We start from the raw sequence: 26,997 nt of genomic DNA, 5'->3' as shown, positions 1-26,997 counted from the left end.
CGGCCGCACCCGCCCCGAGGCGATCAGCCCCGCTCGTGCCCGCGGACGGGCTCGACCGGCGGGGCCGGGGTGGTGAAGCGGAGATCCGGCGCGTCCGGGGTCTCCATGCCCTCGCCGAGGAAGTAGCTCGTGTGCGGGGGCTGGTTGTAGGCGACGTTCTGCCACGCGATCGCGAGGCGGTACTGCGGGTCGGACATCAGCGTGCGCAGGCGGTGCTCGGTGACATCGGTGGTGGTGTAGATCCGCAGCGCGCTCGAGTCCTCGGTGCGGAAGATCAGCTCTTCGCGCCAGTCGCCGAGCAGATCGGCCTGCAGGCCGGGGTTGCCCTTGGTGTCGTTGTTGCTGCGGGTGCCCTCGGCACGGAAGATCTCCACCGGCTGCGCGTTCTCGTAGTCCCACTTCGAGATGGTGGGGACGCCCTCGCGGGGACCGTCGTCGAACTCGTGGTCGACGATCTCGCTGAGCAGGTCCCCGTCCCACAGGGCGGTGAAGTTCGCGGCGGGGATGTCGGTGGCGATCAGCTCGCCCTGCGCGGAGCGGAGGTTGCCCACGGGCGAGTTCCACTCGGCGTCGTAGCCGACGTTCCATCCCTCGGCGCCCGCGTAGCGTGGGTCGATGTCCGCCATGGCCCCGCGGCCGGTGTCCTTGTTCGCGGGGACGCTCCACAGGATCTCGCCGGTCGCGGCGTCGCGGAAGGTCGAGCCGCGGTTGCCGCTCGCGCTCATCGACTCGTGGACGGCGAAGACCTCGAGCCCGGGGTGGGAGGGGTCGAAGTCGGAGACGTGCATCGCGTCTCCGTGCCCGAGGCCCGTGGTGTAGAGGCCCGTGCCGTCGTCGTCGATGGTGGCCGAGCCGTAGACGATCTCGTCCTTCCCGTCGGCGTCGACGTCGGCGACCGCGAGCTGGTGGTTGCCCTGTCCGGCGTAGCCCTCGTTCCCGGGCTCGTCGGAGTCGAACAGCCAGCGGGTGCTCAGTTCCTCGCCGTCGAAGTCGACGGCCCAGAGGGTGGCCCGGGTGTAGTAGCCGCGGGCGAAGACGGCGCTCGGGTGCTCGCCGTCGAGATAGGCGGTCGCCGAGAGGAAGCGGTCCACGCGGTTGCCGTAACCGTCGCCCCAGTCGGTGACGGTGCCGCGCGGCACCTGGTAGTCGATGGTGTCGATCGCGGCGCCGGTCTCCCCGTCGAAGACGGTGAGGTACTCGGGGCCCTCGAGGATGTAGCCGCCCTGGTTGCGGTAGTCCGCCTCGGGGTCGCCGATGACGGTCCCTTCGCCGTCGACGGTGCCGTCGGCGGTCTTGACGATCAGCTCGGCCCGCCCGTCGGAGTCGAAGTCGTACAGCTGCGGCTGGGAGTAGTGGGCGCCGGCGCGGATGTTCACCCCGAGGTCGATCCGCCACAGCTTCTCGCCGTCGAGCTCGTAGGCGTCGAGGTAGACATTGCCGGTGACGCCGGACTGCGAGTTGTCCTTCGAATTGCGCGGATCCCACTTCACGACCAGCTCGAGCTCGCCGTCGGCGTCGACATCCGCGGTGAGGACGTCGTTGGCGCGGTACCCGTAGGTCACGCCGTCGGCGCCGACGAAGTCCGCGGGGGTGTCGAGCGGGACGTCGAGGAACTGCTCGGCCCAGGGGCTGAACTCCTCGCTCGCCCAGACCAGGTTCTTCCCGCGGTTCCCGCCGGTGGCGGGCTTCCCGCTCACGTTCCCGCCCTCGATCGCGATCCGGTACTCGGAGTCCGCAGTGCCTTCGGGATCCAGGAGGTTGGTGGAGTCGGTGATCGGCTGCGGGGTGATCCGCTCGCCGTCGCGGAAGACGACGAAGCGGGTGTCCATCGACTCGTCGCCCAGCAGGCGCCAGGAGAGGAACACCCCCTCGTCGGTCACGGCGGCGACGGCGCCGCGGTCCAGGCGCTCGGCGTCCCGCTGCAGCGCGGGCGATACCGGAGCAGCCGGGGCGGCCGCGGCCGGGCCGGCGAGAGCCTGGCCGGCATCGGCCTGCGCCGCGCCCCCGGCCGCGCCGAGCACGAGCGGCAGCGCGAGCAGCAGGGCGGCAGGGCGGGTGAGGAGCCGGCGGCGGCGGTCGCCGGCAGCGTGGTCGAGGGGTTGGGGAGAGGGTGACACGGGCATCGTTGCTCCGATCGTGGGGATGGGCCGGATGGCCCCGGGTGTCGCCGGATCAGCCCTTGACGGAGCCGATCATCACGCCCTTGGCGAAGTGCTTCTGCAGGAAGGGGTAGACGCACATGATGGGGAGGGTCGCGATGACGATCACCGCGAACTTGAGGCCCTCCTTGGGCGGGACGTAGTTGGGATCGAGATTGCCGATCGTGGTGGAGGGATCCGTCGAGATCGTCACCTGGCGCACGAACATCTGCAGCGTCCACTTCGAGCTGTCGGAGATGTACAGCAGCGGCGACATGAAGTCGTTCCACAGACCCACCGCGTAGAAGAGCGAGAAGGTCGCGATCACGGGCTTCGAGAGCGGCAGCATGATCCGCCAGAAGGTCGTGAACTCGTTCGCGCCGTCGATCTCCGCAGCCTCCCGCAGCTCGCCGGGGAGCTGCTGGAAGAAGGTGCGGATGACGATCAGGTTGAAGGGGTTGATCGCCATCGGCAGGATCAACGCCCAGTACGAGTCGAGCAGGCCCAGCTGCTTGACCACGAGGAACAGCGGGATCATGCCGCCGGAGAACAGCATGGCGAAGAGCACCAGGCGCATGATCAGCCCGCGGCCCACGAGGTTCGGGTCCGAGAGCGGGTAGGCCATCAGCAGGGTGAGGGTGATCTGCACGAGGGTGCCGACGACGGTCACGCCGATGGTCACCAGCAGCGAGCGGACGAAGGTGTCCGTCGAGAAGATGTACCGGTAGGTCTCGAGAGTCGGGTCGTTCGGCCACAGGAAGAAGGGCCGGGCGACGATCTCCGCCTCGGAGGCGAAGGACGCGGCGAGCACGTAGAGGAACGGCAGGATCGTGAGCGCGGCGAAGCCGAGCAGCAGCGCGATGTTCGCCCCGTCGAAGATCCTGTCCTTGGGGGTGTTGTACTGCAGGGAGGACATGGCGGACTCCTAGAACAGGGACGAGTCGGAGAACTTCTTGGCCAGCCAGTTCGCTCCGAGGATGAGGATCAGGCCGACCACGGACTTGAACAGGCCGATCGCCGTCGAGTAGCTGTACGCGCCGTTGGTGATGCCCATGAAGTACACGTAGGTGTCGAAGACGTCGGCGACATCGCGGTTGAGCGAGTTGGTGAGCATGTAGATCTGCTCGAACCCCGTGTCCAGGAAGTTGCCGATGTTCAGGATGAGCATGATGATCACCGTCGGGATGATCGCGGGGATCGTCACGTGCCGCAGCTGCTGGAACCGGCCGGCGCCGTCGAGCATCGCCGCCTCGTACAGGTTCTTGTCCACGCCGGCGAGCGCGGCGAGGTAGATGATCGTGCCCCAGCCGGTGCCCTTCCAGAGGGTCTGCGCCATGATCAGCGGCCGGAACCAGTCGGGATCGGCGAGGAAGTTGACGCGCCCGCCGAACAGGTCGTTGAAGAGCACCGTGATCGGGCCGACGTCGAGGGCGAACAGCAGGTAGGTCAATCCCGAGACGATCGCCCACGACAGGAAGTGCGGGATGTAGATCGCGGTCTGGATGAACTTCTTCAGCATCTGCTTGCGCAGCTCGTTGAGCATCAGCGCGACGATGATCGGGGCGGGGAAGGCGATGACGATGTTCAGCACCGCGAGGATCAGGGTGTTGCTGAGCAGGCGCCCGAAGTCGGGACCGCTGAACAGCCGCTCGAAGTGGTCCAGGCCCACCCAGGGGCTGCCCTGCATGCCGAGGAACGGCAGGTAGTCCTGGAAGGCGATGGTGATGCCGTACATCGGGGCGTACTTGAACACCGCGAAGTAGACGATGCCGGGGATGAGCATCAGGTAGAGCACGGGGGCGCGGCGCAGCCGCTTGAGCAGGCTGCGGCGCCGGTGCGTGGAGCTCGCGCCGGGCGCGGGGCCCTCGTCGAGCTGCACCGGGGCGAGCGCATCCGGCGCGCTGGAATTGGTCATGACCATGGTCCGTCCTTCCTCCGACGGGTCGGCGGGGCAGGGCGCCGAGAGCGCCCCGCCCCGCGGACCGTCAGTTGGAGCCCGCCTGGAAGAGCTCGTTCATCTCGTCGATGACCTGCTGGCCGCCGCTGCTGGTCCAGCGCTCGAGCTCGGCGGTCAGACCCGCCTCGTCGATCTGGCCCGCGAGGTACTTCAGGCGGGCGTCGACCACGATCTGGTCGAGGATCGCACCGTTCTGCAGGTAGCTCTTGGACATGTAGGCGGCGCCGGGATTGAAGACGGCGTGCTCGAGGTCCGCCTCGTGGAAGGCGAGACGCTTCTCGGCGAGCTCCTTCTCGGGCTCCCCCTCGGGGCGGGCCGGGTAGCCGAGGTAGCCGTTGGACTGCGAGCCGATCTGCGCGAAGGCGGAGATGTCACTGGCGATGAGCGTCGCCTCGTCGGATTCGATCGGGATCGACTCGCCGCCGTCGACCTCGTAGTTCACGCCCTCGATGCCGTTGTTCAGCAGGCGCTGGCCCTCCTCGGACGAGAGCTTGTCCAGGGCGGTGAGCACGGTCGCGAGCTGCTCCTCGGTGGGGACCGAGGCCTTGGGGATGGTGAGGTAGCCGGCGTAGCCGGGGGTGGGCAGGGCCCACAGGGTGCCGTCGGGGTTCTTGAGGTTGCCGACCATGGTCACCTTGTCGCCGTAGCCCTCGGGGTCCGCGTCCTTGAACAGGCCCATGAGCTGGCCGCCGCGCGAGGAGACGTCGGCGATGATGCCGCCCTTGCCGGTGAAGAAGGGCTCGTTCCAGGTGGCGGCGTCCATCGTCGCGAAGTCGGCGTTGATGTGACCGGCCTCGACCATGGCGCGCATCGAGCGGTTCGCCTCGACGAACTCGGGCGCGAGGAAGGCGGGCGACAGGGTGCCGCCCTCGTCCTTCCACACGTTGGCGGTGCCGTGCCAGGTCTCCCACAGGTCGTAGGGGCCGTTGTTCCCGTACCCGTTCCAGGCGGGGATGATCAGACCGGTCGTGGCGGAGCCGTCGCCGGCGGGGTCGTCCTCGGTGAAGGCGCGGGCGATCTCCATGAGGTCGTCGGTGGTCTCGGGCTCGGCGAGGCCGAGGTTCGCGAGCCAGTCCTTGCGCAGGATCACGGCGGCGCGCATGGCATCGCGCAGGCGGAAGATGCCGTAGGTGCGGCCGTTGATGCTCGCGCCGTGGGCCACCTCCGCGTTCTCCGGGGTGAGGTTCGGGTAGTCGGCGAGGATGTCGGTGAGATCCCAGTAGCCGCCGGCCTCGGCGGTCTGTGCGAACTCGGCGGACTTGCCGGTCTGCACCATTACGTGGGGGATGTTGTCACTGGCCATGGTGACGGTGACCCGCTCGCCGTAGCTCGAGTTGGGGACCCAGGTGATGTCCAGCGGCATTCCCACGAACTCCTGGATGGCCTGCTGCAGCTGGCCCTCGGGGTCGGGGGCGGTCTCGGAGAGCAACGGCGCCATGATCTTCAGGGTGGTGATCTCCGCGGTGGAGCCGGAGCCCCCGCCGGAGGATCCCCCGCAGGCGGCGAGGCCGAGGGCGGTGGCACCGGCGGCGGCGCCGCCGAGGAGGGTGCGACGAGAGAACATCGTGGGTCCTTTCACAGGGCGCCCGAGGGGCGCGGAGGGGAGACGCGGCGGCGATGCCGGGCCGGAGTCCCACTGCCCGAGGGGGCGGCGGGATGGGTGGTGCGGTCGGGGAGAGGTCAGGCCGACGGGGTCGGGTCGACGCGGGTCGACGGGGACAGTCCCGAGCGGAGGAGGGGCGTCGGTGCGCCCTCGACGGATCGGGCGAGGGGCGCGGGGCGGGGTGGCTCCGCGTCGGCGAGCAGCTGCTCGTTGCGGTCGAGCGACCGCCCGACCAGGTGCTGGGACAGCAGGACCGGAACGCCGACCCCGAGGAAGGGGATCAGGCCCGGGAGCGAGAGTGCCGCCCCGCCCCACAGCAGCAGCACCGCGGCGAGCAGCAGCGTGGTGGGCAGCTGGGCGAGGGCGAGCAGGGCCGAGCGCGGCAGCACGGCGGGGACCCGCAGGTCGTGGCGCAGCTCGACGGAGGGGATGTGCAGCAGTGCGGCGAGCAGGAGGATCGCGCCGATCGCGGCCGGGGCGCGCACGGCGAGCGGGGCGCCGCCGGCGGTCAGGGCGCCGATCCCGAGGAGGAGCAGCAGGGCCGGGGCGCCGAGGGTCAGCTGGGAGCGCCAGAACTGTGCGCGCCACACCGCGGCGGCGCGGCGGAAGGTGATCCGCTGCCCTCGCTCGGCGCGGGCGGCGGCGTCGGTCACGGCGATCGTGGCGGGGGCCCAGCCGAGGATCACGCCGCCGGCGAGGGTGCCGAGCAGCCACAGCCCCTGGAGGAGGACGGCGCGCAGCAGCAGGTCCGCGGCGGTGCCGAGGGCTCCGGTGATCCGGTCCATGTCAGATCGCCTCCACGAGGAGGTCGGAGTACTCGGCGATCAGCGGGGCCATCTGCCGCAGGCCGATCGCGCCGCCGCGCCGGGCGGGGCCACCGACGGTGCCGTCGTCCCGCCAGCGCAGGCAGTCGATCCCCTCGATGGCGAACGTCAGCTCGGGTCCGCGCCAGGTGAGCTCGAGGCGGTAGTCGCGGTCGGCATCGAGGACGGCGGGCAGCGGGTCCGCACCCTGGGCGACGAGGTGGAAGCCATGGCTCTTGCGGACGTTGCACGTGTGCAGGCTGCGCTCGGAGTCCCACATGCGGCGGTAGTAGGAGAGGTGGTAGGCGTCGATCGCGCCGGAGTGGTACTGGTCGTACTCGCCGGTGCGCGGGGGCAGCTCGGGATGGTGGATCGAGCGGCCGTCGCGGGCGCGGGCGGCCCAGAAGATCATGGCGAGACCGGGCTCGCGCAGGGGTCGGAAGCCCCAGCTGATCCGCACGTCGCTCTCGTATTCGACGGGGAGCCAGGCGACGAAGTTCGCGGCCTGCCCCGCGGCGGGGTCGGCGGCGCTCTCGAGGCGGAGACGCCCCTGGGGGAAGGTCGCGACCATCGGTCCCTCGACGCGCCAGTCGGCCACGTCCTCGGGCGCGGACAGGGACCGGCGATACAGCTCGGTGCTCATCGGAGGGCCTCCTCGTCCGCTCGTGCCGGGGCCCGGCGGTGGGCGTCCTCGGCGATGCGCCTCACATCTTGAACCGTTCCAAGTTGGGCGTCAACCGCTTTCCTGGAACTCGTTCCGATGGTCCTGCGACGCTGAGCCGAGTGACCGTTCACTCAGATCCGACCGCACGCAGCACCAGGCCCCGGAAGGATCCGGGCCATCCTCGCCTGAGCTGGGCCGCGCGGTACGAGACCGGTTCCCGTGGCCCTCTCGACCTCTCGCCCTGCCTGTCACTCGGACGACCCCGAAGAATTCTCGGATGAACGGTCACCCGTTGTGAGATCGTGACCTCGGGAGCGCCAGAGGCGGCGCCGCGCAGGCCGATCCGTCCGGTTCCGCAGCCCGCCCCCTCCCCCGCGCCGGAGCCGTCCGAGGAGACCCCCATGCAGAACGCCCGTCGGCCCACGATCCGCGATGTCGCGCGCCTCGCCGGCGTCTCGCACCAGACGGTCTCGCGCCATCTCAAGCACGATCCGACGGTCTCGCCGATGCTGGCCGCTCATATCGATCAGGCCGTCGTCCAGCTGGACTATCGCCCGAACCTCGTGGCCCGCGCGATGCGGAACCGTTCCACCGGTCGTCTGGCGCTGGTGCTCCCGGCGGGCGACGGCCGCAGCCCCACCGAGGTGCTCGCCGGCGCGAACGACGCCGCCCAGGAGGCGGGCTTCGCCCTCGAGGTGGTGACCCTCCCGTCCGGCGAACTGGAGGGCGGCCGCGTCGCGGAGCTCGCCGACTCGGGGCTCTACGAGGCCGTGCTCTCCCTCACCGACCTGCCCGGCGGCGGGCGGGAGCGGCTGGGCACGGTCCCGATCATCTCGGCCCCGGTGTACGACCGTCGACTGCGGGGCGTGGGGCCGCTGTCCGAGGCGAACCGCATGACCGAGCTGGTCCAGGGCCTCGCCGACCTCGGCCATCGCGAGCTGCTGCACCTGACGGGGGACCGCGGCCACCCCTCCTCCGAGCGTCGGCGGGAGGCCTATCTCCGTGCCGTGGACGACCTCGGCCTGCGCTCCGCCGGGGTGATCGACTGCGGCTGGGACCCGGAGGTGGCTCGCCGGACGATCCTCGAGCTGCCGGCGGACACCGGCATCACCGCCGTGCTCGCCGCGGACGACGTGGTCGCCGCCGGCGTGATCCGCGGGGCGCGGGAGCGGGGATGGAGGATCCCCGAGGACCTCAGCGTGACGGGATGGGACGATCTGCCCCTCGGTGCCTGGATGTCGCCCTCGCTGACCACCGTGTCGATCGACAACCATCGCCTCGGCGCGGAGCTGCTCGAGGAGCTGCTGCGGGTGATGCGCGGCGAGGATCCCGCGATGAACCGCCCGACGATCACGCGGCTCGTCTGGCGCGAGTCGACGGGGCCGGAGCCGGCGCGCTGAGCACCGGCCCGCCACCCCGCATCACCCCGAGCAGGCCCTGCACCGGCCTGGAACGCACACCCGGCGAGCTCACCCGGCGCAACTCGACCCCTTCCGACCCGACCCGGCGCGGGATGACGCCTTCCCTGCCGTCGCGTGCCGTGCTACCGTCTTGTTGAGTCGTTTCAACACGTTGTGTCCTCCCGGGGACATGACCCGGCCCCGCCCTCACCGTCGTCGGCGCGGCCCGTCCCCGAAGGAGCACCATGACCACCCCCGCTGTCCTCCCCGACGCCGTCGCCCGCGACCTGCGCGAGTTCTCCATCGAGGTGCCGAGCTGGGCCTACGGCAACTCCGGCACGCGCTTCAAGGTGTTCTCGACCCCGGGCACCCCGCGCGACCCCTTCGAGAAGATCTCCGACGCCGCGCAGACCCACGCCCACACCGGGCTCGCCCCGCGCGTCTCGCTCCACTACCCCTGGGACAGGGTGGAGGACGTGGCCGCGCTGCGCGCCCATGCCGAGGGCCTCGGCGTCACGCTCGGCATGATCAACTCGAACACCTTCCAGGACGACGAGTACAAGTTCGGCTCGCTCACCCACTCGGACGCCGCGATCCGCCGCCGCGCGATCGACCATCACCTCGAGTGCCTCGACGTGATGCGCGAGGCCGGCTCGCACGAGCTGAAGATCTGGCTCGCCGACGGCACCAACTACGCCGGTCAGGATTCGATCCGTCGCCGTCAGGACCATCTCGCGGAGTCGCTGCAGGAGATCTACGCGGGCCTGCGCGAGGGCGAGCGGCTCGTGCTGGAGTACAAGTTCTTCGAGCCGGCGTTCTACCACACCGACGTCCCGGACTGGGGCACGAGCCTCATGCACTGCCTGGCCCTCGGCGAGCAGGCGCAGGTGGTGCTGGACACCGGCCACCACGCCCCCGGCACCAACATCGAGTTCATCGTCGCGCAGCTGCTGCGGCAGAACCGGCTCGGCGCCTTCGACTTCAACTCCCGCAACTACGCCGACGACGACCTCATCGTCGGTGCCGCGGACCCCTTCCAGCTGTTCCGCATCCTCTTCGAGATCGTGCAGCAGGACGCCCACCGCCCCGCCTCGGGCGTGAACTTCATGCTCGACGAGTGCCACAACCTCGAGTCGAAGATCCAGGGTCAGATCCGCTCCGTGCTCAACGTGCAGGAGACCCTCGCCAAGGCGCTGCTGGTGGACCGCGAGGCCCTCGCCGATGCGCAGGAGCGCCACGACGTGCTCGAGGCGCACGGCATCCTCATGGACGCCTTCTGGACCGACGTCCGCCCGGCCCTCGCGGCGCTGCGCGAGGAGCAGGGCCTGCCGGCCGATCCCTTCGCCGCCTTCCGCGCCTCCGGCTACGAGGCGCAGATCGCCGCGGAGCGTGTGGGCGGGAACCAGATGAGCTGGGGCGCCTGACGCCCCTCGGCCGACGGGGGCCGCCCCGTCGGCCGCGCCCGTCGGTCCGCCGCCGGCCCGCCCGACGATCCCCGGCCCGCCCCGTCGGCCGGCTGGACCCCCTCAGTCCGACCCCCTCAGCCCTCCCCCGCGCCTCGGCACCGCCCGCCGATCCGCCTGCCCCACCACCCCAGGAGCCCCGTGCCATGACCACCGCCCGCGAGACGATCGACGCCCTCCTCGCCCGCTCCAACGCGCTGGGATCCGACCCGGCCAACACCAACTTCGCCGGGGGCAACACCTCCGCCAAGGGCACCGACCTCGACCCCGTGACCGGGGAGGAGCCCGAGCTGCTGTGGGTCAAGGGCTCCGGCGGGGACCTCGGCACCCTGCAGGAGAAGGGCCTCGCGGTGCTGCGCCTGGACCGTGTGCGCGCCCTGGTCGACGTCTATCCGGGCGTCGAGCGGGAGGACGAGATGGTCGCCGCCTTCGACTACTGCCTGCATGGCAAGGGCGGGGCGGCTCCGAGCATCGACACCGCGATGCACGCTCTCGTCGACGCCGCGCACGTGGACCACCTCCACCCCGATGCCGGGATCGCGCTCGCGACCGCGGCCGACGGCGAGCGCCTGACCGGTGAGTGCTTCGGCGACGCGGTGGTGTGGGTGCCGTGGCGTCGGCCGGGCTTCCAGCTGGGCCTCGACATCGCCGCCATCCAGCGGGAGCACCCCCAGGCGATCGGCTGCATCCTCGGCGGGCACGGCATCACCGCCTGGGGCGCGACCAGCGAGGAGGCGCAGGCGAACTCGCTGCGGATCATCGCCGAGGCCACGGCCTTCCTCGCCGAGCACGGCACCTCCGAGCCCTTCGGAGCCCACGACCCGGCCCGCGCGGCCCTGCCCGAGGCGGAGCGGCGCGCGAAGGCGTCGGCCCTGTTCCCCGTGATCCGCGGGCTCGCCTCCACCGACTCCCCGATGGTGGGCCACTGGACCGACAGCGAGGACGTCCACGAGTTCCTCGCCTCCGAGAAGCTCGGGCCGCTCGCGGAGCTCGGCACCTCCTGCCCCGACCACTTCCTCCGCACCAAGGTGAAGCCCCTGGTCCTGGATCTCCCCGCGGACGCCTCCGTCGAGGACTCCCTCGCGCGCCTGGCGGAGCTGCACGCCGCCTACCGCGAGGACTACGCCGCCTACTACGACCGCCATGCGGACGAGGACTCCCCCGCCATGCGCGGTGCGGACCCTGCGATCGTGCTGGTCCCGGGCGTGGGCATGTTCTCCTTCGGCGCCGACAAGCAGACCGCGCGGGTCGCCGGCGAGTTCTACGTCAACGCGATCCACGTGATGCGCGGCGCGGAGGCCGTCTCGACCTACTCCCCCATCGAGGAGTCCGAGAAGTTCCGCATCGAGTACTGGTCGCTCGAGGAGGCGAAGCTGCAGCGCCGCCCGAAGCCGAAGCCGCTCGCGACCCGCGTCGCGCTCGTGACCGGCGGCGGCTCCGGGATCGGCAAGGCGACCGCGACCCGGCTCGTGGCCGAGGGCGCGTGCGTGGTCATCGCGGACCTGAACCTAGAGAACGCGCAGGCCACCGCCGAGGAGCTGGGCGGCCCGGACAAGGCGGTCGCGCTGCGGGCGGACGTCTCCGACGAGCAGGCCGTGATCGACATGGTCGCCGAGGCGGTGCTCGCCTTCGGCGGGCTCGACCTGATCGTCAACAACGCGGGCCTGTCGCTGTCCAAGCCGCTGCTGGAGACCACCGCGAAGGACTGGGACCTGCAGCACGACGTCATGGCGCGCGGCAGCTTCCTCGTCTCCCGCGAGACGGCGCGGGTGATGATCGCGCAGGCCATGGGCGGGGACATCCTCTACATCTCCTCGAAGAACTCCGTGTTCGCGGGCCCGAACAACATCGCCTACTCGGCGACGAAGGCCGATCAGGCCCACCAGGTGCGGCTGCTCGCCGCCGAGCTCGGGGAGCACCAGATCCGGGTCAACGGCATCAACCCCGATGGGGTGGTGCGCGGCTCCGGAATCTTCGCCGGCGGCTGGGGCGCCTCCCGCGCGAAGGTGTACGGCGTCGAGGAGGAGAAGCTCGGCGAGTTCTACGCGCAGCGCACCCTGCTCAAGCGCGAGGTGCTGCCGGAGAACGTCGCGAACGCCGTGTTCGCGCTGACCGCCGGGGACCTCTCGCACACCACGGGTCTGCACGTGCCGGTCGACGCGGGCGTGGCGGCCGCGTTCCTGCGATGAGCAGCGCGGCTGCCGCAGGGCCCACCGGCCCCCACGGGGTCGCGGCGATCGACCTGGGGGCGACCTCGGGGCGGGTGATGCTCGGAGTGGTCGCCCGCGGCCGCATCGAGCTGATCGGCGCGCACCGCTTCGAGAACCGTCTGCAGAGCCGCGAGGGACATCTGAGCTGGGATCTCGACGCGCTCTGGGCCGAGATCCAGCAGGGCCTCTCCGCCGCCCACGACCTCGCCCTGGTGCGGGGACTGCCCGGACTGAGCTCGATCGGCGTGGACTCGTGGGCGGTGGACTACGCGCTGTTCGGTCCCGACGGGGAGCGGATCGGCGAGGTCATCGCCTATCGCGACGACCGCACCGAGGGCGTGGCGGACCGCCTGGCGGAGAGCATCCCGGCCGCGAGGCAGTTCGCGCTGACCGGCATCGCCCAGCAGCCCTTCAACACCCTCTACCAGCTCGCGGCCGACGACCGCCTCGCGGACCTCCCCGCGGGGACGACGGCGCTGCTGGTCCCCGATGCGATCGGCTTCCTGCTCACCGGCGAGCGCCGCACCGAGCTGACCAACGCCTCGACCACCGGAATGCTCGCCGCGGGCGAGGACGCCTGGTCGTCGGAGATCCTCGCCGCCGCCGGGGTGGACGAGAGCCTTTTCGCGCCGTTCATCGCCCCCGGGGACGTGCTCGGCACCGTGCGCCCGGAGCTCGGAGCGCGCCTCGGCCTTGGCGAGGTGCCGGTGATCGCCGTCGGCTCCCACGACACCGCCTCCGCCGTGCTCGCGGTCCCCGCGGGCGGCGGGGCGGACGCCGACGGCGCGGTCCCCGCGGGTGCGGCGCGCGCGGTCCTCCCGGCCGACGGACCTCTCGCCTACATCTCCTCGGGCACCTGGTCGCTGATCGGCCTCGAGCTCGCCGCACCGGTCGCGACCGAGGCCGCCCACGCCGCCGGTTTCACGAACGAGGGCGGGGTGGACGGCACGGTCCGCTTCCTGAAGAACGTGGCCGGGATGTGGCTGGTCAGCGAGTCGATCCGGCAGTGGGAGGAGTCCGGCGCCCGCGTGGACCTCGACGAGTTGCTCGCCGCGGCCGCCGTCGTGCCCGGGGACCGCTTCCGCATCGATCCGACGGATCCGCAGTTCCTCACCCCCGGGAGGATGGCGGACCGGGTGCGCGACGCGGCGCGGCCCCTCGGTGAGGACGAGTTCCCCCGCACCCCCGCCGAGCTGGTGCGCTGCATCCTCGAGTCCCTCGCCGAGACCTACCGCGACGAGCTGCAGGCCGCCTGCCGCCTCGCCCGTGTGGCGCTCCCTGACCGGCTGCACGTGGTCGGCGGAGGCAGCCGCAACGCCCTGCTGAACCAGCTCACGGCCGACGCGCTCGGCATCGAGGTCATCGCCGGGCCGATGGAGGCGACGGCGCTCGGCAACGTCGCGATCCAGTCCCGCGCCCTCGGCGCCGTCCCCGACGAGCCCGGCGCGATCCGTCACCTGGTGCGGGCGAGCGTGGAGCTCGAGGTGTTCACGCCGTCGGGCTCGCAGGGCGAGCGCTGATCCCCCTCAGCCCGTCGTCGACTCGCGCTCGACGAGAGTCGGAGTGAAGCTGACCTGCCGCGGTGGGGCGTCGTCGCTGAGCACCTGCTCCTCGAGCAGGGCGAGGGCGGTGCGGCCCATGAGGTCGGCGGGCTGGGCGACGGAGGTCAGGGGCACGACGGTCGAGCGGGCGAAGGCGATGTCGTCGTAGCCGACGAGCGCGATCTCCTCGGGCACCGCGACCTGGTGGCGGAAGGCGAAGGCCTGCAGCACGCCGACGGCGAGCAGGTCGTTGACGCAGAACACCGCGTCGGGCCGCTCCGCCCGCGGCCGGGAGACGATCTCCTCGCCCACCGTGCGGCCGGCGAGGACGCTGAGGTCGTCGGCGTCGAGCACCTCGATCTCGGCGCCCGCCTCGGCGGCGGCCTGCTGCGCTCCGCGCAGGCGATCCGCGACCTGCCGCAGATCGCGGCGGGGGGCGAGCACGCCGATGCGCCGTCGGCCGATCCCCACGAGATGCTGCACCGCGATCGCGCCCCCGGCGACGTCGTCGACGCTCACCGAGGAGCCGCCCGCGGCGTCGGCCCCGCTCTCCACGAGCACGACGGGCGTGCCGCGGCGACGGATCCCGTCAACCAGGTCCCGGGTCCCGCCGGCGGAGGCGAGCAGGATGCCCCGCACCCGCTGCTCCTCGAACAGGGACAGGTACAGGCGCTCGCGCTGCTCACGGTTCCCGGTGGAGCCCGCGATCACGGCGAGGGACGAGGCCTCCGCGGCGGACTCGATGCCGCTCACCAGCTGCGCGTAGAAGGGGTTCCCGGAGTCGAGCACGATCGCGCCGACGGTCCGCGAGGTGCCCACCTTGAGCTGGCGGGCGGCGTCGTTGCGCACGTACCCGAGCTCGGCGATCGCCGCCTCGACCCGCTCGCGGCGGTCGGGGGAGACGATCTCGGGCCGGTTGAGGACGTTCGAGACCGTGCCGACCGACACCTGCGCGGCGGCGGCGACCTCCTTCATGCTCACCAGTCGTCCTGCGGCCATGGCCCTCCCTCGTCCCGCAGGTGGCCCCGTGTTCGGGGCCGCCTGGGGTGACAGTATCGCCCCGGGTCAGCCCAGCAGGCTCTGCGCCTCGTCGACGACGGCCTGTGCGGCGGTCGCGGGGTCGCTGCGCCCGAACAGGACGTCCTCGGCGTGGCGGGTGATCGCGTCGTCGACCGCGCCGCCGCCGGGCGGGGTGAGCGGCGGCGCCTCGCCCAGCTCCTCGGCGATGGCCTCGATGAAGTCGACGGCCTTGCGGTCGGACTCGCCGAGGTCGCCGACGATCGCCTCGCGCACCTCGAGGTTCGCGGGCACGCCGCGCTCGACGAGCAGGATCTTCCCGGCATCGGGGCTGTTCACCATCCAGTCGACGAAGGCGACGGCCGCCTCGGCGTTCTCCGAGCTCGCGGAGACCGAGAAGTACATCGACGCCTTGTACCAGAGCTTCGCCTCGGCGGCCGAGCCGGTCATCGACGGCATGCGCAGCACGATCGCGGTGCCGCCGAGGGACTGGTCGAGGGTGACGACCTGGTTGGACCACTGGGCCTGCAGGCCGCACTTCCCGGTCGCGAACAGAGTCTGGTCGACGGTCTGGCCGGCTTCCTCGACGGCGATCGACGCCTCCGGGGCGGCACCGGAGTCCTGCAGGCGCAGGGTGAGCTCCCACCACTGGGCGAGCTGCTCGGCGGTGTAGCCGATGCCGCCCTCGGCGCTGAAGCGCTCCGCGCCGAGCTGGCGCAGGAAGACCGTCAGCGGCGGGCCGCCGGCCGTGCCGAACTGCTGCACCCCGTAGGTCCCCTCGGGCGTCGCCTCGGAGATGCGGGTGGCGATGTCGACGAGGTCGTCCCAGGTCCAGGTGGTGTCGTCGGGCAGGTCGACCCCCGCCTCCTCGAAGACGGCCGGGTTGGCGAGCAGCACCGGCGCGTTGATGCCCGCGTTGATCGCATAGAGGCCATCGTCGACGCGCCCGGCCTCGAGGGCCGCGGGATCGAAGGCGTCGGTGGTCAGCGCGGTGGTGGAGAGGTCGGTGAGGATGCCGCGGCTCGCGTACTCGGCGAGGTAGCCCTCGTCCATCTGGATCACGTCGGGGGCGTCGCCGCCGGCGACCTGGGTGGCGAGCTTGTCCCAGTAGCCGCCCCAGTCGCCGGGCTCCGGCGAGATCGTCACGTCCGGCGCGACCTCCTGGTACGCGGCGAGGGCCTGCTGGGTCAGCTCGTCGCGCTTCGCGTTCCCCCACCAGCCGAAGCGGAAGGAGTTCCCGCCGCCGGCGTCGGAACCGCCTCCCCCGCCGCCGGCGGCGTTCGGGCCGCACGCGGCGAGGCCCAGCACGGCGAGCGAGGCGGCGGAGGCGCCGAGGACGGTGCGGCGGTCGGTGAGGAGCGGGAGGGGGCGAGGCATGGCGATCTCCTTCGATCGGTGCGGCGGGGCGAGCGGGTCCGGCGGGGAGAGCCGGTCCGGCGGAGCTCGTCGGTCCGGCGGCCGACGGCGGCGCGGTGCGCCAAGTGGTTCGCACGGCCCTGCCCCCGTGGGATGACGGACAGGATAGGACGCCGTCTGAAACGTGTAAACCGCTTGCCGGGCGTCGATCACCTGGTCGGACGCCCTGGCACTCCTCCTCGAGACCTGGAATACTCATGCTTGCTTGAGTCGTTTCATCAGGTCGCCCAGCTCACTGCGCTCCGGCGCCCGTCGTTGCAGCACCGTGCACGCCGCCGTCGGCGCCCGAGACCCCGGTCCTGACGACACCGATCCGAACCGCCCCTCACCCGACGATGTGATCCGAGGACCGCACCCCATGTCGCACACCCCCGACACCACCCTCTTCCCCGCCCTCTCCGCGGCGACGGCGATCGCCGCACCGGATCTCGGCGGCCGCGCCCCGGTGCTCGCCCGCACCGTCGGCCTCGAGCAGCCGGCCGCGCAGGTCGCCTCGGCCCGTCTCCTCGCGACCGCCCACGGCGTGTACGAGGCGCAGGTCAACGGGCTGCCCGCCGACGAGTCGGTGCTGAACCCGGGCTGGTCCACGTACGAATCCCGCCTGCAGGTGCAGGAGGTCGACGTCACCGCGCAGGTCCGCGAGGGCACGGACGAGGTCGCGCTGACCGCGCTGCTCGGCCGCGGCTGGTGGAACGGCGACTTCGGGTTCGGCGAGCCGAAGACCAACTACGGCGACGGCAACGCCTTCCTCGCCGCCCTCGAGATCACCTTCGCGGACGGCGCCACCCAGACCGTCGTCACCGACGAGGCGTGGACCGCGACCGCCTCCGCGATCACCTTCGCGACCATCTACGACGGCCAGCGCGAGGACCGGCGGCTCGAGGCGGGCGACCCCCAGCCGGTGATCGTCGCCGAGATCGACCGCGAGACCCTCGTCGAGCACACCTCGCCCCTGATCACGCGCCACGAGTCGCGCCGACCGGAGAAGGTCTGGACCTCCCCCTCGGGGAAGACCCTCCTGGACTTCGGGCAGAACCTCGTGGGCTGGCTGCGCTTCACCGTCACCGGCCCCGAGGGCACCGAGATCACGCTGCGTCACGCCGAGGTGCTCGAGCACGAGGAGCTCGGCACCCGACCGCTGCGCACCGCGAAGGCCACCGACTCGCTGATCCTCGCGGGCGATCCCGACGGCGAGACCTTCGAACCGACCTTCACCTTCCACGGCTTCCGCTACGCCGAGGTCACGGGCTGGCCGGGCGAGCTCACCGCCGACGACATCGAGGCGGTCGTCGTCCATTCGGACATCGAACGGACCGGCTGGTTCGAGAGCTCCCACGCGGGTGTGAACCAGCTGATCAGCAACTCGATCTGGTCCCAGCGCGGCAACTTCCTCGCCGTCCCCACCGACTGCCCGCAGCGCGATGAGCGCCTGGGCTGGACCGGCGACATCGCCGCCTATGCCGCGACCGCCGCCTTCCAGTTCGACGTCGGCGACTTCCTGCACACCTGGCTCCTGGACCTGCACGCCGAGGCCGAGCAGAATCCGCGCGGCATCGTGCCCTTCGTGGTCCCGGACAACCTCAAGCTCGGCGGCGGCATGGAGTCCATGAAGGCATCCCCCGACGGCTGGGGCACCCCCACCGCCATCTGGGGCGACGCCTCCGTATGGGTGGCCGAAGCGCTGTGGACCGCCTACGGCGACCTCGATCGCCTGCGCGCCCAGTACCCCGGGATGGTGCTCCACCTCGAGTCCGTGGAGCGGGCCCTGTCCCCCAGCGGCCTGTGGGACGAGGGCTTCCAGTTCGGCGACTGGCTCGACCCGGACGCGCCGCCGGAGCGCGCGGCCGACGCGAAGGCCGACAAGGCCGTCGTCGCGACCGCCTGCCTGGTGCGCTCCGCCCGGTTCGCCGCGGAGACCGCGCGCTTGATCGGCGAGGCCGACGGGGCCGAGCGCTGGCAGGCCCTCGCCGACCGCACCCTCGCCGCCTTCACCGAGGCGTACGTGGGCGAGGACGGCATCATCCACTCGGACTGCGCGACGGTGTATGCCCTCGCCATCGCCTTCGACCTGCTCGAGCCGGCCACCCGCGAGAAGTCCGCGGCGCGCCTGGCCGAGGTCGTCGAGGCGGCGGGCTACAAGGTCTCGACCGGCTTCGCCGGGACGCCCTTCGTGACCTGGGCGCTCTCGGAAACCGGGCACGTGGAGCACGCCTACCGCCTGCTGCTCGAGGAGGGCTGCCCCTCGTGGCTCTACCCCGTCTCGATGGGCGCGACCACCATCTGGGAGCGCTGGGACTCGATGCTCCCCGACGGCTCCATCAACCCCGGCGAGATGACGAGCTTCAACCACTACGCGCTCGGCGCCGTCGCCGACTGGATCTACCAGGTCATCCTCGGCATCCGCGCCGCGGAGCCCGGCTACCGTCGCATCCGGATCCAGCCCACCCCGGGCCCGGGCCTCGACTGGGCGAAGGGCGTCTACGACTCGGCGGCCGGCCGGATCGAGGTGTCGTGGTCCCAGTCGCAGGCCGACGGCGGCTTCCACCTCGAGGCGACGATCCCCGACGGCGTGGAGGCGGACCTGGTGCTGCCCGACGGCACCACCCGCACCGTCACCGGCGGCACGCACACCCTCTGACCGACGGGGCGCGGCGCGCGGCCGGCCGGGCCGCGGCGGCCGACGCCATCCGGCCCGCGTCCCACCCGCGTCCCGCAACCGTCGGAAACCGCTTGACCACGGTGAGCCCCTCCCCCATCCTTCTGAAGAAGACCACCCCCGGACCCGTCATTCCCACGTGAGCACTGCGGCTCGCGCCCGGCACCGCCGCCGTCCCGATCGGAGACACCATGAACTCCCAGCACACCTCTCGCCCCCAGCTCAGCCGACGTCGTGCCCTCGCGCTCCTCGCCGCCTCCGCCGCGGTGCCCGCCCTCGCCTCGTGCGGCCCCAACAGCGGCGGCTCCGAGGCGGGCGGGCTGCGCATCTACTGGTGGGGCGCGGAGCTGCGTGCGGGTCTGACCCAGGAGGTGCTGGACCTCTACAGCGCCGACCACCCCGATGTCACCCTCTCGCCGGAGTACAGCGACTGGTCGGGCTACTGGGACAAGCTCGCCACCCAGACCGCGGGCGGCACCGCCCCGGACATCATCCAGATGGACGAGGCCTACATCGACTCCTATGGGACCGAGGGTTCGCTGCTCGACCTCGAGTCGGCCGAGGGCCTGGACCTCTCGGGCATGGACGAGGCGATCCTGGAGACGGGCCGCCTCGCCGACGGCCGACTCGTCGGCGCCCCCAACGGCTTCAACCTCTACGCGACCGGCATGAACCCGACCCTGCTCGAGACGGCCGGGATCGCCCTGCCGGATGACACCACCTGGACCTGGGACGACTTCCTGGCGCTCTGCCAGGAGCTGTCCGAGTGGGGGAAGTCCTCCGGGGAGCAGGTCTTCGGCACGAGCGGCTTCGGCGGCGGCTCGGGCGACCTCGCCGCCTGGGCGCGGCAGACGAACAACGAGCAGCTCTTCCCCCGCGAGGACGAGCAGGGCGTCACCAAGGACACCATCGTCTCGCTGCTCGACTTCGCCCTCTCCCTCGCCGCGACCGGAGCGGCGCCCGCCGCCGCGGCGCAGGTCGAGAACTCCTCCGCGAGCCTCGAGCAGGGCATGTTCGCCACCAACGGCTGCGCCTTCCAGCAGGTGCCGAGCTCCCAGATCCTCACCTTCCAGGACTCCACCGGCGAGCCGCTGAAGCTGCTGCGCATGCCGGCGCGCACGAGCGGCCAGGCGAACATGGTCAATAAGGCGTCGATGTACTGGTCGATCGGGGCGAAGACCGCGGACCCGGCGGCCGCCGCGGCCCTCACCGGCTTCATGCTCACCGACCAGAAGGCCGCGGAGATCCTCAAGATCGAGCGCGGCATCCCCGCCTTCCCGGCGGCGCAGGAGGCGGTGCGCCCGCTGCTCACCGAGAACGAGCTGGTCTCCCTCGACTTCGCCCTCGAGATGCAGGAGGAGGTCGTGAAGCCCCCGGTGGTCACCCCGGCGAGCGCCGTCGGCTTCGGCGACGAGTACACCCGCATCGCCGAGGAGGCGCTGTTCGAGCAGCGCTCGACCTCCGAGGCGGCCGACGAGATCCTCGAGATCCTCGCCGGGATGCAGCCGGAGCGCTGAGCGCGGGAGCCGGAACCGGCGCGAGAGCCGAAGCCGGCACGGGTGCTCGAGCCAGGGTCACGGCCTATGCTCGCGTGGAGCAGCGGGGGACGACTGCGGCAGCACGAGCGACCCCGCCGACCCTGACCCACGGGATGCCCCGGGGTCTCGCGCCGCCCGGAGGTCCCGATGAGCACCATCCCCGCACCTGCCGTCCCCCGAGCCTCCGCATCCCGCGGCTCGGGCTGGATCGCCCGGGTCGTGACCGGGCTCCTCGGCCTGGTCCTCACCCCGATCTCGCTGCTGCTGATCAGCTGGGGCGGCTCCGCCTGGCAGAACCATGTGCTCCGGAACCCCTGGGCGTTCAGCGTGAGCGAGTTCCTGGCCCTGCCGAGGGCGTGGCTGTACGTCGCGGTGCTCGGGGCGGGGCTGCTGCTCCTCGCGGCGGTCGTGCTCTCGGGGCTCATGAGCTCCGCGGGGCTCCTCGCGGGCGGGGCGACGGGCCTGATATCCCTGCTGTTCCTCGCGGTGCCGGCGCTCACGTTCGCCCTGGCGCGAGTCCTGCCGGGGACCTGGTCCCTCGCCGCGGCCACGAGCCTGTCTCACGGCCTGCTGCTCTCGGTCGGGATGCTGCTGGGCGGCATGGGGATCGCGCTCGTGCTCGCCCGCCGCGGCAGCCGCACCCATGTCGCCCTGCACGTGGTGGGGGTCCTGCTGGTGCCGCTCGTGCTGCTGGTCGCGGCGGCGCTCCTGTCTCAGGGTCTGGCGATGGGCCCGATGCTCGCGCTGCGGACCTTCGATGCGTCCTTCCGCGTGCTCCCGCTCCTGCTGATCCTCGCCGGGGGCGTGCTGCTCGTGCCCGCGGCGGTGGTGACCCGATGGTCCCCGTTCGCGCTTGTCCTGCCGGCCCTCGCCCTGCTCCTGCTCTCGGCCTCGGCGCTCCTGCCCGCCACGATCGTCCCGCTCACTACCCTCGCCGCCCGGCTCGAGGCCGGGGCGATCCCGATGTACGCGACGCTCGGCGGGGCGGGCCTCGCCCTCGCCGTCGTGATGCTCGCGCACACGCTGGTCATCGCGGTGGTCCGCCGCGGGACGGCGCGCGCGGAGGCCGCCCGTTCCTGATCAGCCGAGGCGGAGCAGCGGCACGGCGCCGAGGCCGACAGCGGTGCCATCCAGCAGCCGGTCGAGCTGCTGCATCTGGAACCGCTCGCCGTAGGCGGCGTGCGCGGCGACGACCATCGGCCCCGCGTGCGCGTCGACGGCCGACGCGGGGGCGGTCGTCCCGTGGATCACGAGCCGCAGCGTGTGCTCGCCCGCGCCGAGCCGCCCCGTGAGGTCGAGCCGGTACGGCGGCCGCCACAGGATCCCCTGCTCACGCCCGTCGAGCTCCACGATCGCGATCTCCCGCACCGGCGCGTCGAGCAGGGCGCGGTAGCCCATCGCCCCGGGCGTCGGCGCGAGCGGGGTGCCCTCGCCGAGGTCCAGCACGATCCGGCCCGCGGCCTGCTCGGCGGTGAGGGTCAGCGTCGTCTCGAGGATCAGCGGGAGGCGGTCGGCGGTCGCCGCACCGTCGCGCAGCAGCGGCAACTGCACCGCGGCAGGCTCCCGATCGCCATGGCGGAGGGTCCAGGGGCCGGCGAGCGGCAGGGCCGTGCCGGCGGCCGGGGCGAGACCGTCGGCATCGGCGGGCCCGGCGGCTCCCGCGGCGGTCTTCCCCGTGCCGTCAGCAACGGTCTGCTCAGCGCTGCCAGCGGCCCTCTCACCGGCCCCCGTCGGCCGGTATTCGACGTCGCTCGCGACGAGGAGCACCGCCTCGTAGGGCTCGAGGCGCAGCGCGCCGCCGTCGGCCGGGAGAGCACGCCGCACCCCGGTCGACGGATCGACCGCGACGAGGTGCGATCGCGCCTCGCGCAGGGTCAGGCGCAGGGTGCGGGGCGTGGGGCCGGTGTTGGCGAGGAAGTAGGCGTCTCCGTCCTCGAAGCGGCGCCGCACCACGCCGATCTCGCCGCCTCCGCCGACGATCCGCACCGGCGGGTCGAGCACCGCCTGCAGCGCCGTGGTCAGCGGGTTCGTGCCGGCCCGACCGGCCTGGCGGGCGGCGAGGGAGAGCTGGGAATGGTCCAGCGCGGCGGTGCCCGCGAGCGCCTCCGCGAGCCGCGCGACGGGGGTGCCCGCGGGATAGGCCGGGGAGTCGACGGCCAGGACCCTGCCGCCCGCGGCGCGCACCCGGTCGAGCCAGCGCGCGGTCGCCGCGGGCAGCCGCGTCACGTGCGGCAGGACCACGAGCGGGTAGGCCGTGGGGTCGAGGGCCTCGAGCGCGTCGTCGTCGACCAGGTCGAGGTCGTAGCCGGCGCGCCGGATCGCGGCGGGGATCTCCTCGCCGATGTGGGCGCGGCAGGCGCGCCACAGGTCGTGGCCGGTGCCGAGGCGGGAGCGGACGTCGGCGTAGGGCAGGTAGAGGGCCACGTCGGCGCCGGGTCGGCCGAGGCGCAGCGCCCCGCTCAGCCGCGTGAGGTGGTCGGTGAGCTCGCCCATCGCGGGCCACCAGGTGTTGCGGTCGTCGAGGGCGCCGGCGGCGTAGAAGGTCCAGCCGAGGCCGGGGGCGTCCGGCGCCGAGTACGGCCAGCCGTGGCCGACGAAGCCCGTGATCCCCAGCAGCAGGTGCTCGTGCGCCTCGCCGAGCAGGTCCAGGGGCGTCGCCCGGAAGGACGGGGAGTGCACCCAGGTCCACACCTCGCTGGTCACGACCTCGCGCTCCTCGAGATGCGCGGCCGACGAGGCCCAGCGGGACTGGGTCAGCGAGGTCCAGCCGGCGCCCTCACCCTCGATCAGGTGGGCGCGGCGCTGAGCGCTCAGCGTGATCGGCGGCTCGCCGTAGCCCTGCAGGCGGAAGCGCACCCCGTGCTCCTCCGCCCAGTCGCGGCAGGTCTGCACGAACCCCTCCTCGACCAGCTCGGAGAGGGTGAGGCCGAAGTCCTCCCGCAGTGTCGCGGAGCCGGGGCCGTCGACCGTGAGCAGGTGGAGCAGCGGGAGGAGGTCGTAGCCGCGGCGGGCCCGGAACTGCTCGGGCAGGTCGGGGGTCCAGCTCGCCTCGTACACCTCGAGGCTGTCGCAGAAGACGCTGCCGAGCAGCTCGGCGGGGACGGCGGAGAGGATCCGCCCGCCCACGTGGTCGAGGTGATGGCGCACCGCGGCCGGGTTCAAATGGTCGAGCACCGGCCCCTCGGCGCCCGCGGCGGCGCGCTTGACCTGCTGGCCGGTGGTCTCGGACCAGGTGATCAGCAGCGTGCGGGGGCCGCGACCGGAGGGGATCCGTACGCGGACGCCGGGGCCGACGGCGTGGGGGGCGACCGCAGCCGCGGTGCGCCCGAGCGCGGCGGGACCGTCGGACGAGACGGCACCGTGGCCCGCCAGCGGATCGAGCGGCAGGGCCTCCCAGGTACGCGGCGGGAAGCCGTCGCCGAGGTGCACGGCGAGCGGGGCGTCGCCGGGCCAGGTGGGCACGATCTCGAGGGTCCGCTCCTCGGGGCCGAGGTCGCGCCGCTCGGACCGCACCCGTCGTGCCGCGTGCTCGGGGCCGATGTGCCCGCCGCCGTAGCTCCAGCCCGAGCCGAGGGTCACGTCGAGACGCAGCCCCAGGTCGCGGGCGGCGTCCGCCGCATGACGGACGTGGCCGAGCACCTCGTCGGAGAGGTAGTCCGGGGCACCCTCGCGCAGCGGGTAGACGAAGGAGATCTCCGCCCCGCCGAGCCCGGCCGCGGCCATCGCCCGCAGCTCCCGGTCGATCTCGGCGTCCTCGACGTCGGGACCGAACCACCACCAGCGCATCATCGGCCGCGCCGCAGGATCGGGGGTCTCGAGTCGGTCGAGCAGCTGGCGGACGGTCATGACTCTCCGGGGACGGCGACGGGGACTGTCGGGCGGCGGACGACGCGAGGCACGGCACCGGCGGGAGGAACCGTCGGCACCGCGCCCTGTGCTCAGGGGGCGGGCGGGGTCCAGGTCGCGATCGCGTCCTCCCGTGCCCAGGGCAGGCCCAGGCCGGAGAAGGGCTCCCCCCGGTCGAGGGACTCGAGGAGCACCTCCTCGATGCGGTCGACGACCGGGTGCGCGGCCTCGCCGTCCCCCTCCCAGGTCACGGAGCCGGCGTCGATCGGCAGCGGATCGGGCACGGACTGGATCGCCTCGAGCACCGCGCTGAACGCCCCGGTCGAGGCGAGCGGGCTGATCAGCGCGACCTGCGGATCGCGCACGTGGGCCAGCAGGTTCTCGACCAGGTCCGTGCGCGGGTACTCGTGCGCGGTGACGGTGCCGTCGGCGGCGGTGACCTCCGCCCGGTCCTCGGTGTACCAGAGGCGGGCGGAGCCGTTCTCGCCGAGGACCTCGACCCACGGCGCGCCCTGGGTCGGCGCGGTGGTGGTGAGCGCGGCGAGGACCGTCGGCCGGGCGGGCTCGCCCGTGCCGCCCGGGGCGGGCTCGACGCGCAGGAAGCTGGTGTCGTCGGCCTCGATGTCGTGGGCTCGACGCAGCTCCGTGGTCACCCGGGCGACGTCCTCGACGCGGGTCATCCCGGCGATCGCGAGGGCCGCGTGCACCGAGTGGGCGAGCGGGTTGGTGGCGACGCCGTCGGCGACCCGTCGGCCGTCGAGCCGGCGCCGGCCCGCCCAGCGGGAGCGCTGGTAGTAGGCGCGATCGCGCTGCCACGCCCCGTAGGCGCGGACGGCGCGGACCGCTCCCAGCTCCCCGGTGGCGAGGAGGTCGATGAGCGCGTCGACCCCGCCGCCGCCGCGGGCCTGGAAGCCGACCTGCAGGCTGCGGCCCGCGGCGTCGGCCGTCTCCTGCAGGGTGCGCAGCTCGCCGAGCTCCGGCACGGGTGGCTTCTCGAGGTAGACGTGGCAGCCGGCGGCGAGCGCCGCGGTCGCGAGCGGCACGTGCGTGTCGATCGGCGTGGCGATGATGACCACCTCGGGCGAGGCCTCGCCGGGCAACGCCGCGAGCAGCTCCTCGAGGCTCGGGTGGTGGATCGCGGCGAGCTCCGCCGGGGGCTCGGCGATGTCGACCACGCCCACCAGGTCCGCGAGGCCCGCCGCGGTCAGCCGGGCGAGGTTCTCGAGGTGGACGCGGCCGAAGCCGCGGGTCCCCACGAGCGCGACCCGCACCGGGGCCGCGCTCGTCCCCGCACCCGCACCCGCACCCCGCTCATCGGTCCCGCCGTCGGCCCCGGTCGCCGACGGATCCGCTGCGGCCGGACTCATGCCGTGGCGCCCTCGGTCGCGTCCTCCCGGCGGAGGTCCAGGCCCAGGAACTCGGCGACGTCGACCGGGAGCCCGGTCGCGAGGGACTCGTTGCCGCAGATGCCGACGCTGATCGCGCGCAGCCCGTCGCGGTGGTCGGAGGGCCGGCCCAGCTCGTCCTCGGCCGGGCCGACGAAGACGTCGCGGAGCAGCAGCGCATCGCCGCCGCCGTGCCCGCCGACGCCCTCCGGGATCTCGACCTCCTGCGCGGCGGCGAAGTGCTTCTGCACCACGAGCCGCTCGCCGCGCTCGCGCACGCCCGAGTCCTCGGTGGTGACGGCGACGGCGCTCGGGTCCACATGCGCCCGTCCGTCCTCGCCCTTCTGGACTACCTCGGCGCGCTCGATGACCTCGAGCTCGGCGCGGCCCGCCGTGCCGTTGACGGCGACGCGGTAGCCCTCCCAGGGGCTGTGCGCGTTCAGGGCATAGGTGAGCACCGGGCCGCGCGCGTAGTCGACCAGCGCGGTGAGGTTGTCCTCGGCGGTGATGCCGGTGTCGAACACGGAACGGTCGCGGAGGTAGCCGTCGTGCTCCTCGGCCTTCAGGTAGAGGGCCTCGAGCCGCTCGTCGGAGCGGAGGTCCAGCTCGAAGGGGTCGTGGGCGCCGTCGTGGGTGCCGCGCTCGGGCAGGGGCGCCTGGCCGCGCGAGGCGGCGGCATCGGCCCCGTAGAAGCGCAGGCCGCCGCGCGCGTAGACCCGCACCGGGGTGTCCGCGATCCACCAGTTGACGAGGTCGAAGTGGTGGGCGGCCTTGTGGATGAACAGGCCGCCGGAATTGGTCTTGTCGCGGTGCCAACGGCGGAAGTAGTCGGCGCCGTGCTGCGTGTCGAGCACCCACTCGAAGTTCACGGAGACGACCTCCCCGATCTCGCCCGAGGCGATGAGCTGCTTGAGCGCAGTGTTCCGGGGGCTGTAGCGGTAGTTGAAGGTGACGACCACGCTGCGGCCGGTGCGGTCGATGGCCTCCTGGATCGAGCGGGCCGAGGGCGCATCGATGGTGAGCGGCTTCTCCACCACCACGTCGGCGCCGGCGTCGAGGGCGCGCACCACGTGCTCGGCATGGAGCCGGTCGACGCTCGTGACGATCACCCGGTCCACCTTCTCCTCGGCGATGATCGCCTCGAGCTCCTCCGGACCGCCCAGGCGGACGTCCGCGAAGGCCGGGACCCGATCGCGATGGAACTCCCGACGGGCGGGGTTCACGTCGATCAGGGCCACGAGCTCGGCGACGTCGGCGTGGGGGCCGGCGATCGCGTCGAGGTACATCTGGGCCCGGTGGCCGGATCCGATCAGGGCGTAGCGGGTGCGCATGTCTCTCCTGGGTAGAGCGGTGTGGTGGC

18 protein-coding genes are annotated in these 26,997 nt (G+C 72.6%); 7 read left to right on the top strand and 11 right to left on the bottom strand.

Annotation, left to right across the window (positions count from 1 at the left end; all coding sequences use genetic code 11):
• Positions 1–23: 23 nt before the first annotated feature.
• From ACZCAH_RS12300 to ACZCAH_RS12275, 6 genes are all read right to left on the bottom strand, one after another.
• Positions 24–2,117 (bottom strand): rhamnogalacturonan lyase, encoded by a 2,094-nt coding sequence (locus ACZCAH_RS12300; protein WP_464341346.1) that lies wholly within the window; start codon positions 2,115–2,117, stop codon positions 24–26.
• A 55-nt stretch (positions 2,118–2,172) separates the two neighbouring features.
• Positions 2,173–3,054 (bottom strand): carbohydrate ABC transporter permease, encoded by an 882-nt coding sequence (locus tag ACZCAH_RS12295; protein WP_464341345.1) that lies wholly within the window; start codon positions 3,052–3,054, stop codon positions 2,173–2,175.
• Between the two features lie 9 nt (positions 3,055–3,063).
• Positions 3,064–4,053, bottom strand: a complete 990-nt coding sequence (locus ACZCAH_RS12290) for an ABC transporter permease (RefSeq protein WP_464341344.1) — start codon at positions 4,051–4,053, stop codon at positions 3,064–3,066.
• Positions 4,054–4,123: 70 nt separating this feature from the next.
• The gene (locus ACZCAH_RS12285; protein ID WP_464341343.1) at positions 4,124–5,659 is read right to left on the bottom strand and encodes a type 2 periplasmic-binding domain-containing protein; all 1,536 of its coding nucleotides are present in this window, start codon (positions 5,657–5,659) and stop codon (positions 4,124–4,126) included.
• A 116-nt stretch (positions 5,660–5,775) separates the two neighbouring features.
• Positions 5,776–6,483 (bottom strand): DUF624 domain-containing protein, encoded by a 708-nt coding sequence (locus ACZCAH_RS12280; protein ID WP_464341342.1) that lies wholly within the window; start codon positions 6,481–6,483, stop codon positions 5,776–5,778.
• A 1-nt stretch (position 6,484) separates the two neighbouring features.
• Positions 6,485–7,144, bottom strand: a complete 660-nt coding sequence (locus tag ACZCAH_RS12275) for a DUF1961 family protein (protein ID WP_464341341.1) — start codon at positions 7,142–7,144, stop codon at positions 6,485–6,487.
• A gap of 422 nt (positions 7,145–7,566) precedes the next feature.
• Here ACZCAH_RS12275 and ACZCAH_RS12270 point away from each other — a divergent pair, with 422 nt between their 5' ends.
• The 4 genes from ACZCAH_RS12270 (at position 7,567) to ACZCAH_RS12255 (ending at position 13,758) form a co-directional block, all read left to right on the top strand.
• Positions 7,567–8,565 (top strand): LacI family DNA-binding transcriptional regulator, encoded by a 999-nt coding sequence (locus tag ACZCAH_RS12270; RefSeq protein WP_464341340.1) that lies wholly within the window; start codon positions 7,567–7,569, stop codon positions 8,563–8,565.
• Between the two features lie 245 nt (positions 8,566–8,810).
• Entirely contained in the window at positions 8,811–9,989 is a 1,179-nt protein-coding gene (gene rhaI, locus ACZCAH_RS12265; RefSeq protein WP_464341339.1) for an L-rhamnose isomerase, read from the top strand.
• A gap of 185 nt (positions 9,990–10,174) precedes the next feature.
• Positions 10,175–12,217, top strand: a complete 2,043-nt coding sequence (locus ACZCAH_RS12260; RefSeq protein WP_464341338.1) for a bifunctional aldolase/short-chain dehydrogenase — start codon at positions 10,175–10,177, stop codon at positions 12,215–12,217.
• Complete coding sequence (locus tag ACZCAH_RS12255; protein WP_464341337.1) at positions 12,214–13,758, top strand: rhamnulokinase; 1,545 nt, start codon at positions 12,214–12,216, stop codon at positions 13,756–13,758. The genes ACZCAH_RS12260 and ACZCAH_RS12255 overlap by 4 nt, the downstream gene beginning before the upstream one ends.
• A 6-nt stretch (positions 13,759–13,764) precedes the next feature.
• Here ACZCAH_RS12255 and ACZCAH_RS12250 read toward each other — a convergent pair whose 3' ends face one another.
• Together ACZCAH_RS12250 and ACZCAH_RS12245 are read right to left on the bottom strand one after the other, a co-directional pair.
• Complete coding sequence (locus tag ACZCAH_RS12250) at positions 13,765–14,778, bottom strand: LacI family DNA-binding transcriptional regulator (RefSeq protein ID WP_464341336.1); 1,014 nt, start codon at positions 14,776–14,778, stop codon at positions 13,765–13,767.
• Between the two features lie 66 nt (positions 14,779–14,844).
• Complete coding sequence (locus ACZCAH_RS12245; RefSeq protein WP_464341335.1) at positions 14,845–16,173, bottom strand: ABC transporter substrate-binding protein; 1,329 nt, start codon at positions 16,171–16,173, stop codon at positions 14,845–14,847.
• Between the two features lie 397 nt (positions 16,174–16,570).
• On the opposite strand from ACZCAH_RS12245, the gene ACZCAH_RS12240 reads away from it, so the two are divergent.
• The 3 genes from ACZCAH_RS12240 (at position 16,571) to ACZCAH_RS12230 (ending at position 21,486) form a co-directional block, all read left to right on the top strand.
• A complete protein-coding gene (locus tag ACZCAH_RS12240; protein ID WP_464341334.1) occupies positions 16,571–18,850 on the top strand; it encodes an alpha-L-rhamnosidase in 2,280 nt (759 codons plus the stop codon).
• 209 nt (positions 18,851–19,059) lie between these two features.
• Positions 19,060–20,385 carry an ABC transporter substrate-binding protein gene (locus ACZCAH_RS12235; RefSeq protein ID WP_464341333.1) on the top strand — a complete coding sequence of 442 codons (1,326 nt, stop codon included), beginning with the start codon at positions 19,060–19,062 and terminating at the stop codon, positions 20,383–20,385.
• Between the two features lie 168 nt (positions 20,386–20,553).
• Positions 20,554–21,486, top strand: coding sequence for a hypothetical protein (locus ACZCAH_RS12230; protein WP_464341332.1), 933 nt, complete (start codon positions 20,554–20,556; stop codon positions 21,484–21,486).
• Here the strand turns inward: ACZCAH_RS12230 and ACZCAH_RS12225 are convergent, their stop codons facing one another.
• From ACZCAH_RS12225 to ACZCAH_RS12215, 3 genes are all read right to left on the bottom strand, one after another.
• Positions 21,487–24,252 carry a glycosyl hydrolase gene (locus tag ACZCAH_RS12225; protein WP_464341331.1) on the bottom strand — a complete coding sequence of 922 codons (2,766 nt, stop codon included), beginning with the start codon at positions 24,250–24,252 and terminating at the stop codon, positions 21,487–21,489.
• A 92-nt stretch (positions 24,253–24,344) separates the two neighbouring features.
• Positions 24,345–25,619, bottom strand: a complete 1,275-nt coding sequence (locus ACZCAH_RS12220) for a Gfo/Idh/MocA family protein (RefSeq protein WP_464341330.1) — start codon at positions 25,617–25,619, stop codon at positions 24,345–24,347.
• Positions 25,616–26,968: a Gfo/Idh/MocA family protein gene (locus ACZCAH_RS12215; protein ID WP_464341329.1), complete on the bottom strand. Its 1,353-nt coding sequence runs from the start codon at positions 26,966–26,968 to the stop codon at positions 25,616–25,618. The genes ACZCAH_RS12220 and ACZCAH_RS12215 overlap by 4 nt, the downstream gene beginning before the upstream one ends.
• Positions 26,969–26,997: the final 29 nt, after the last annotated feature.

The sequence above is a fragment of the Brachybacterium sp. B718/18 genome (genome assembly GCF_055454375.1).
This window is presented reverse-complemented; position numbering and strand designations above follow the sequence as displayed.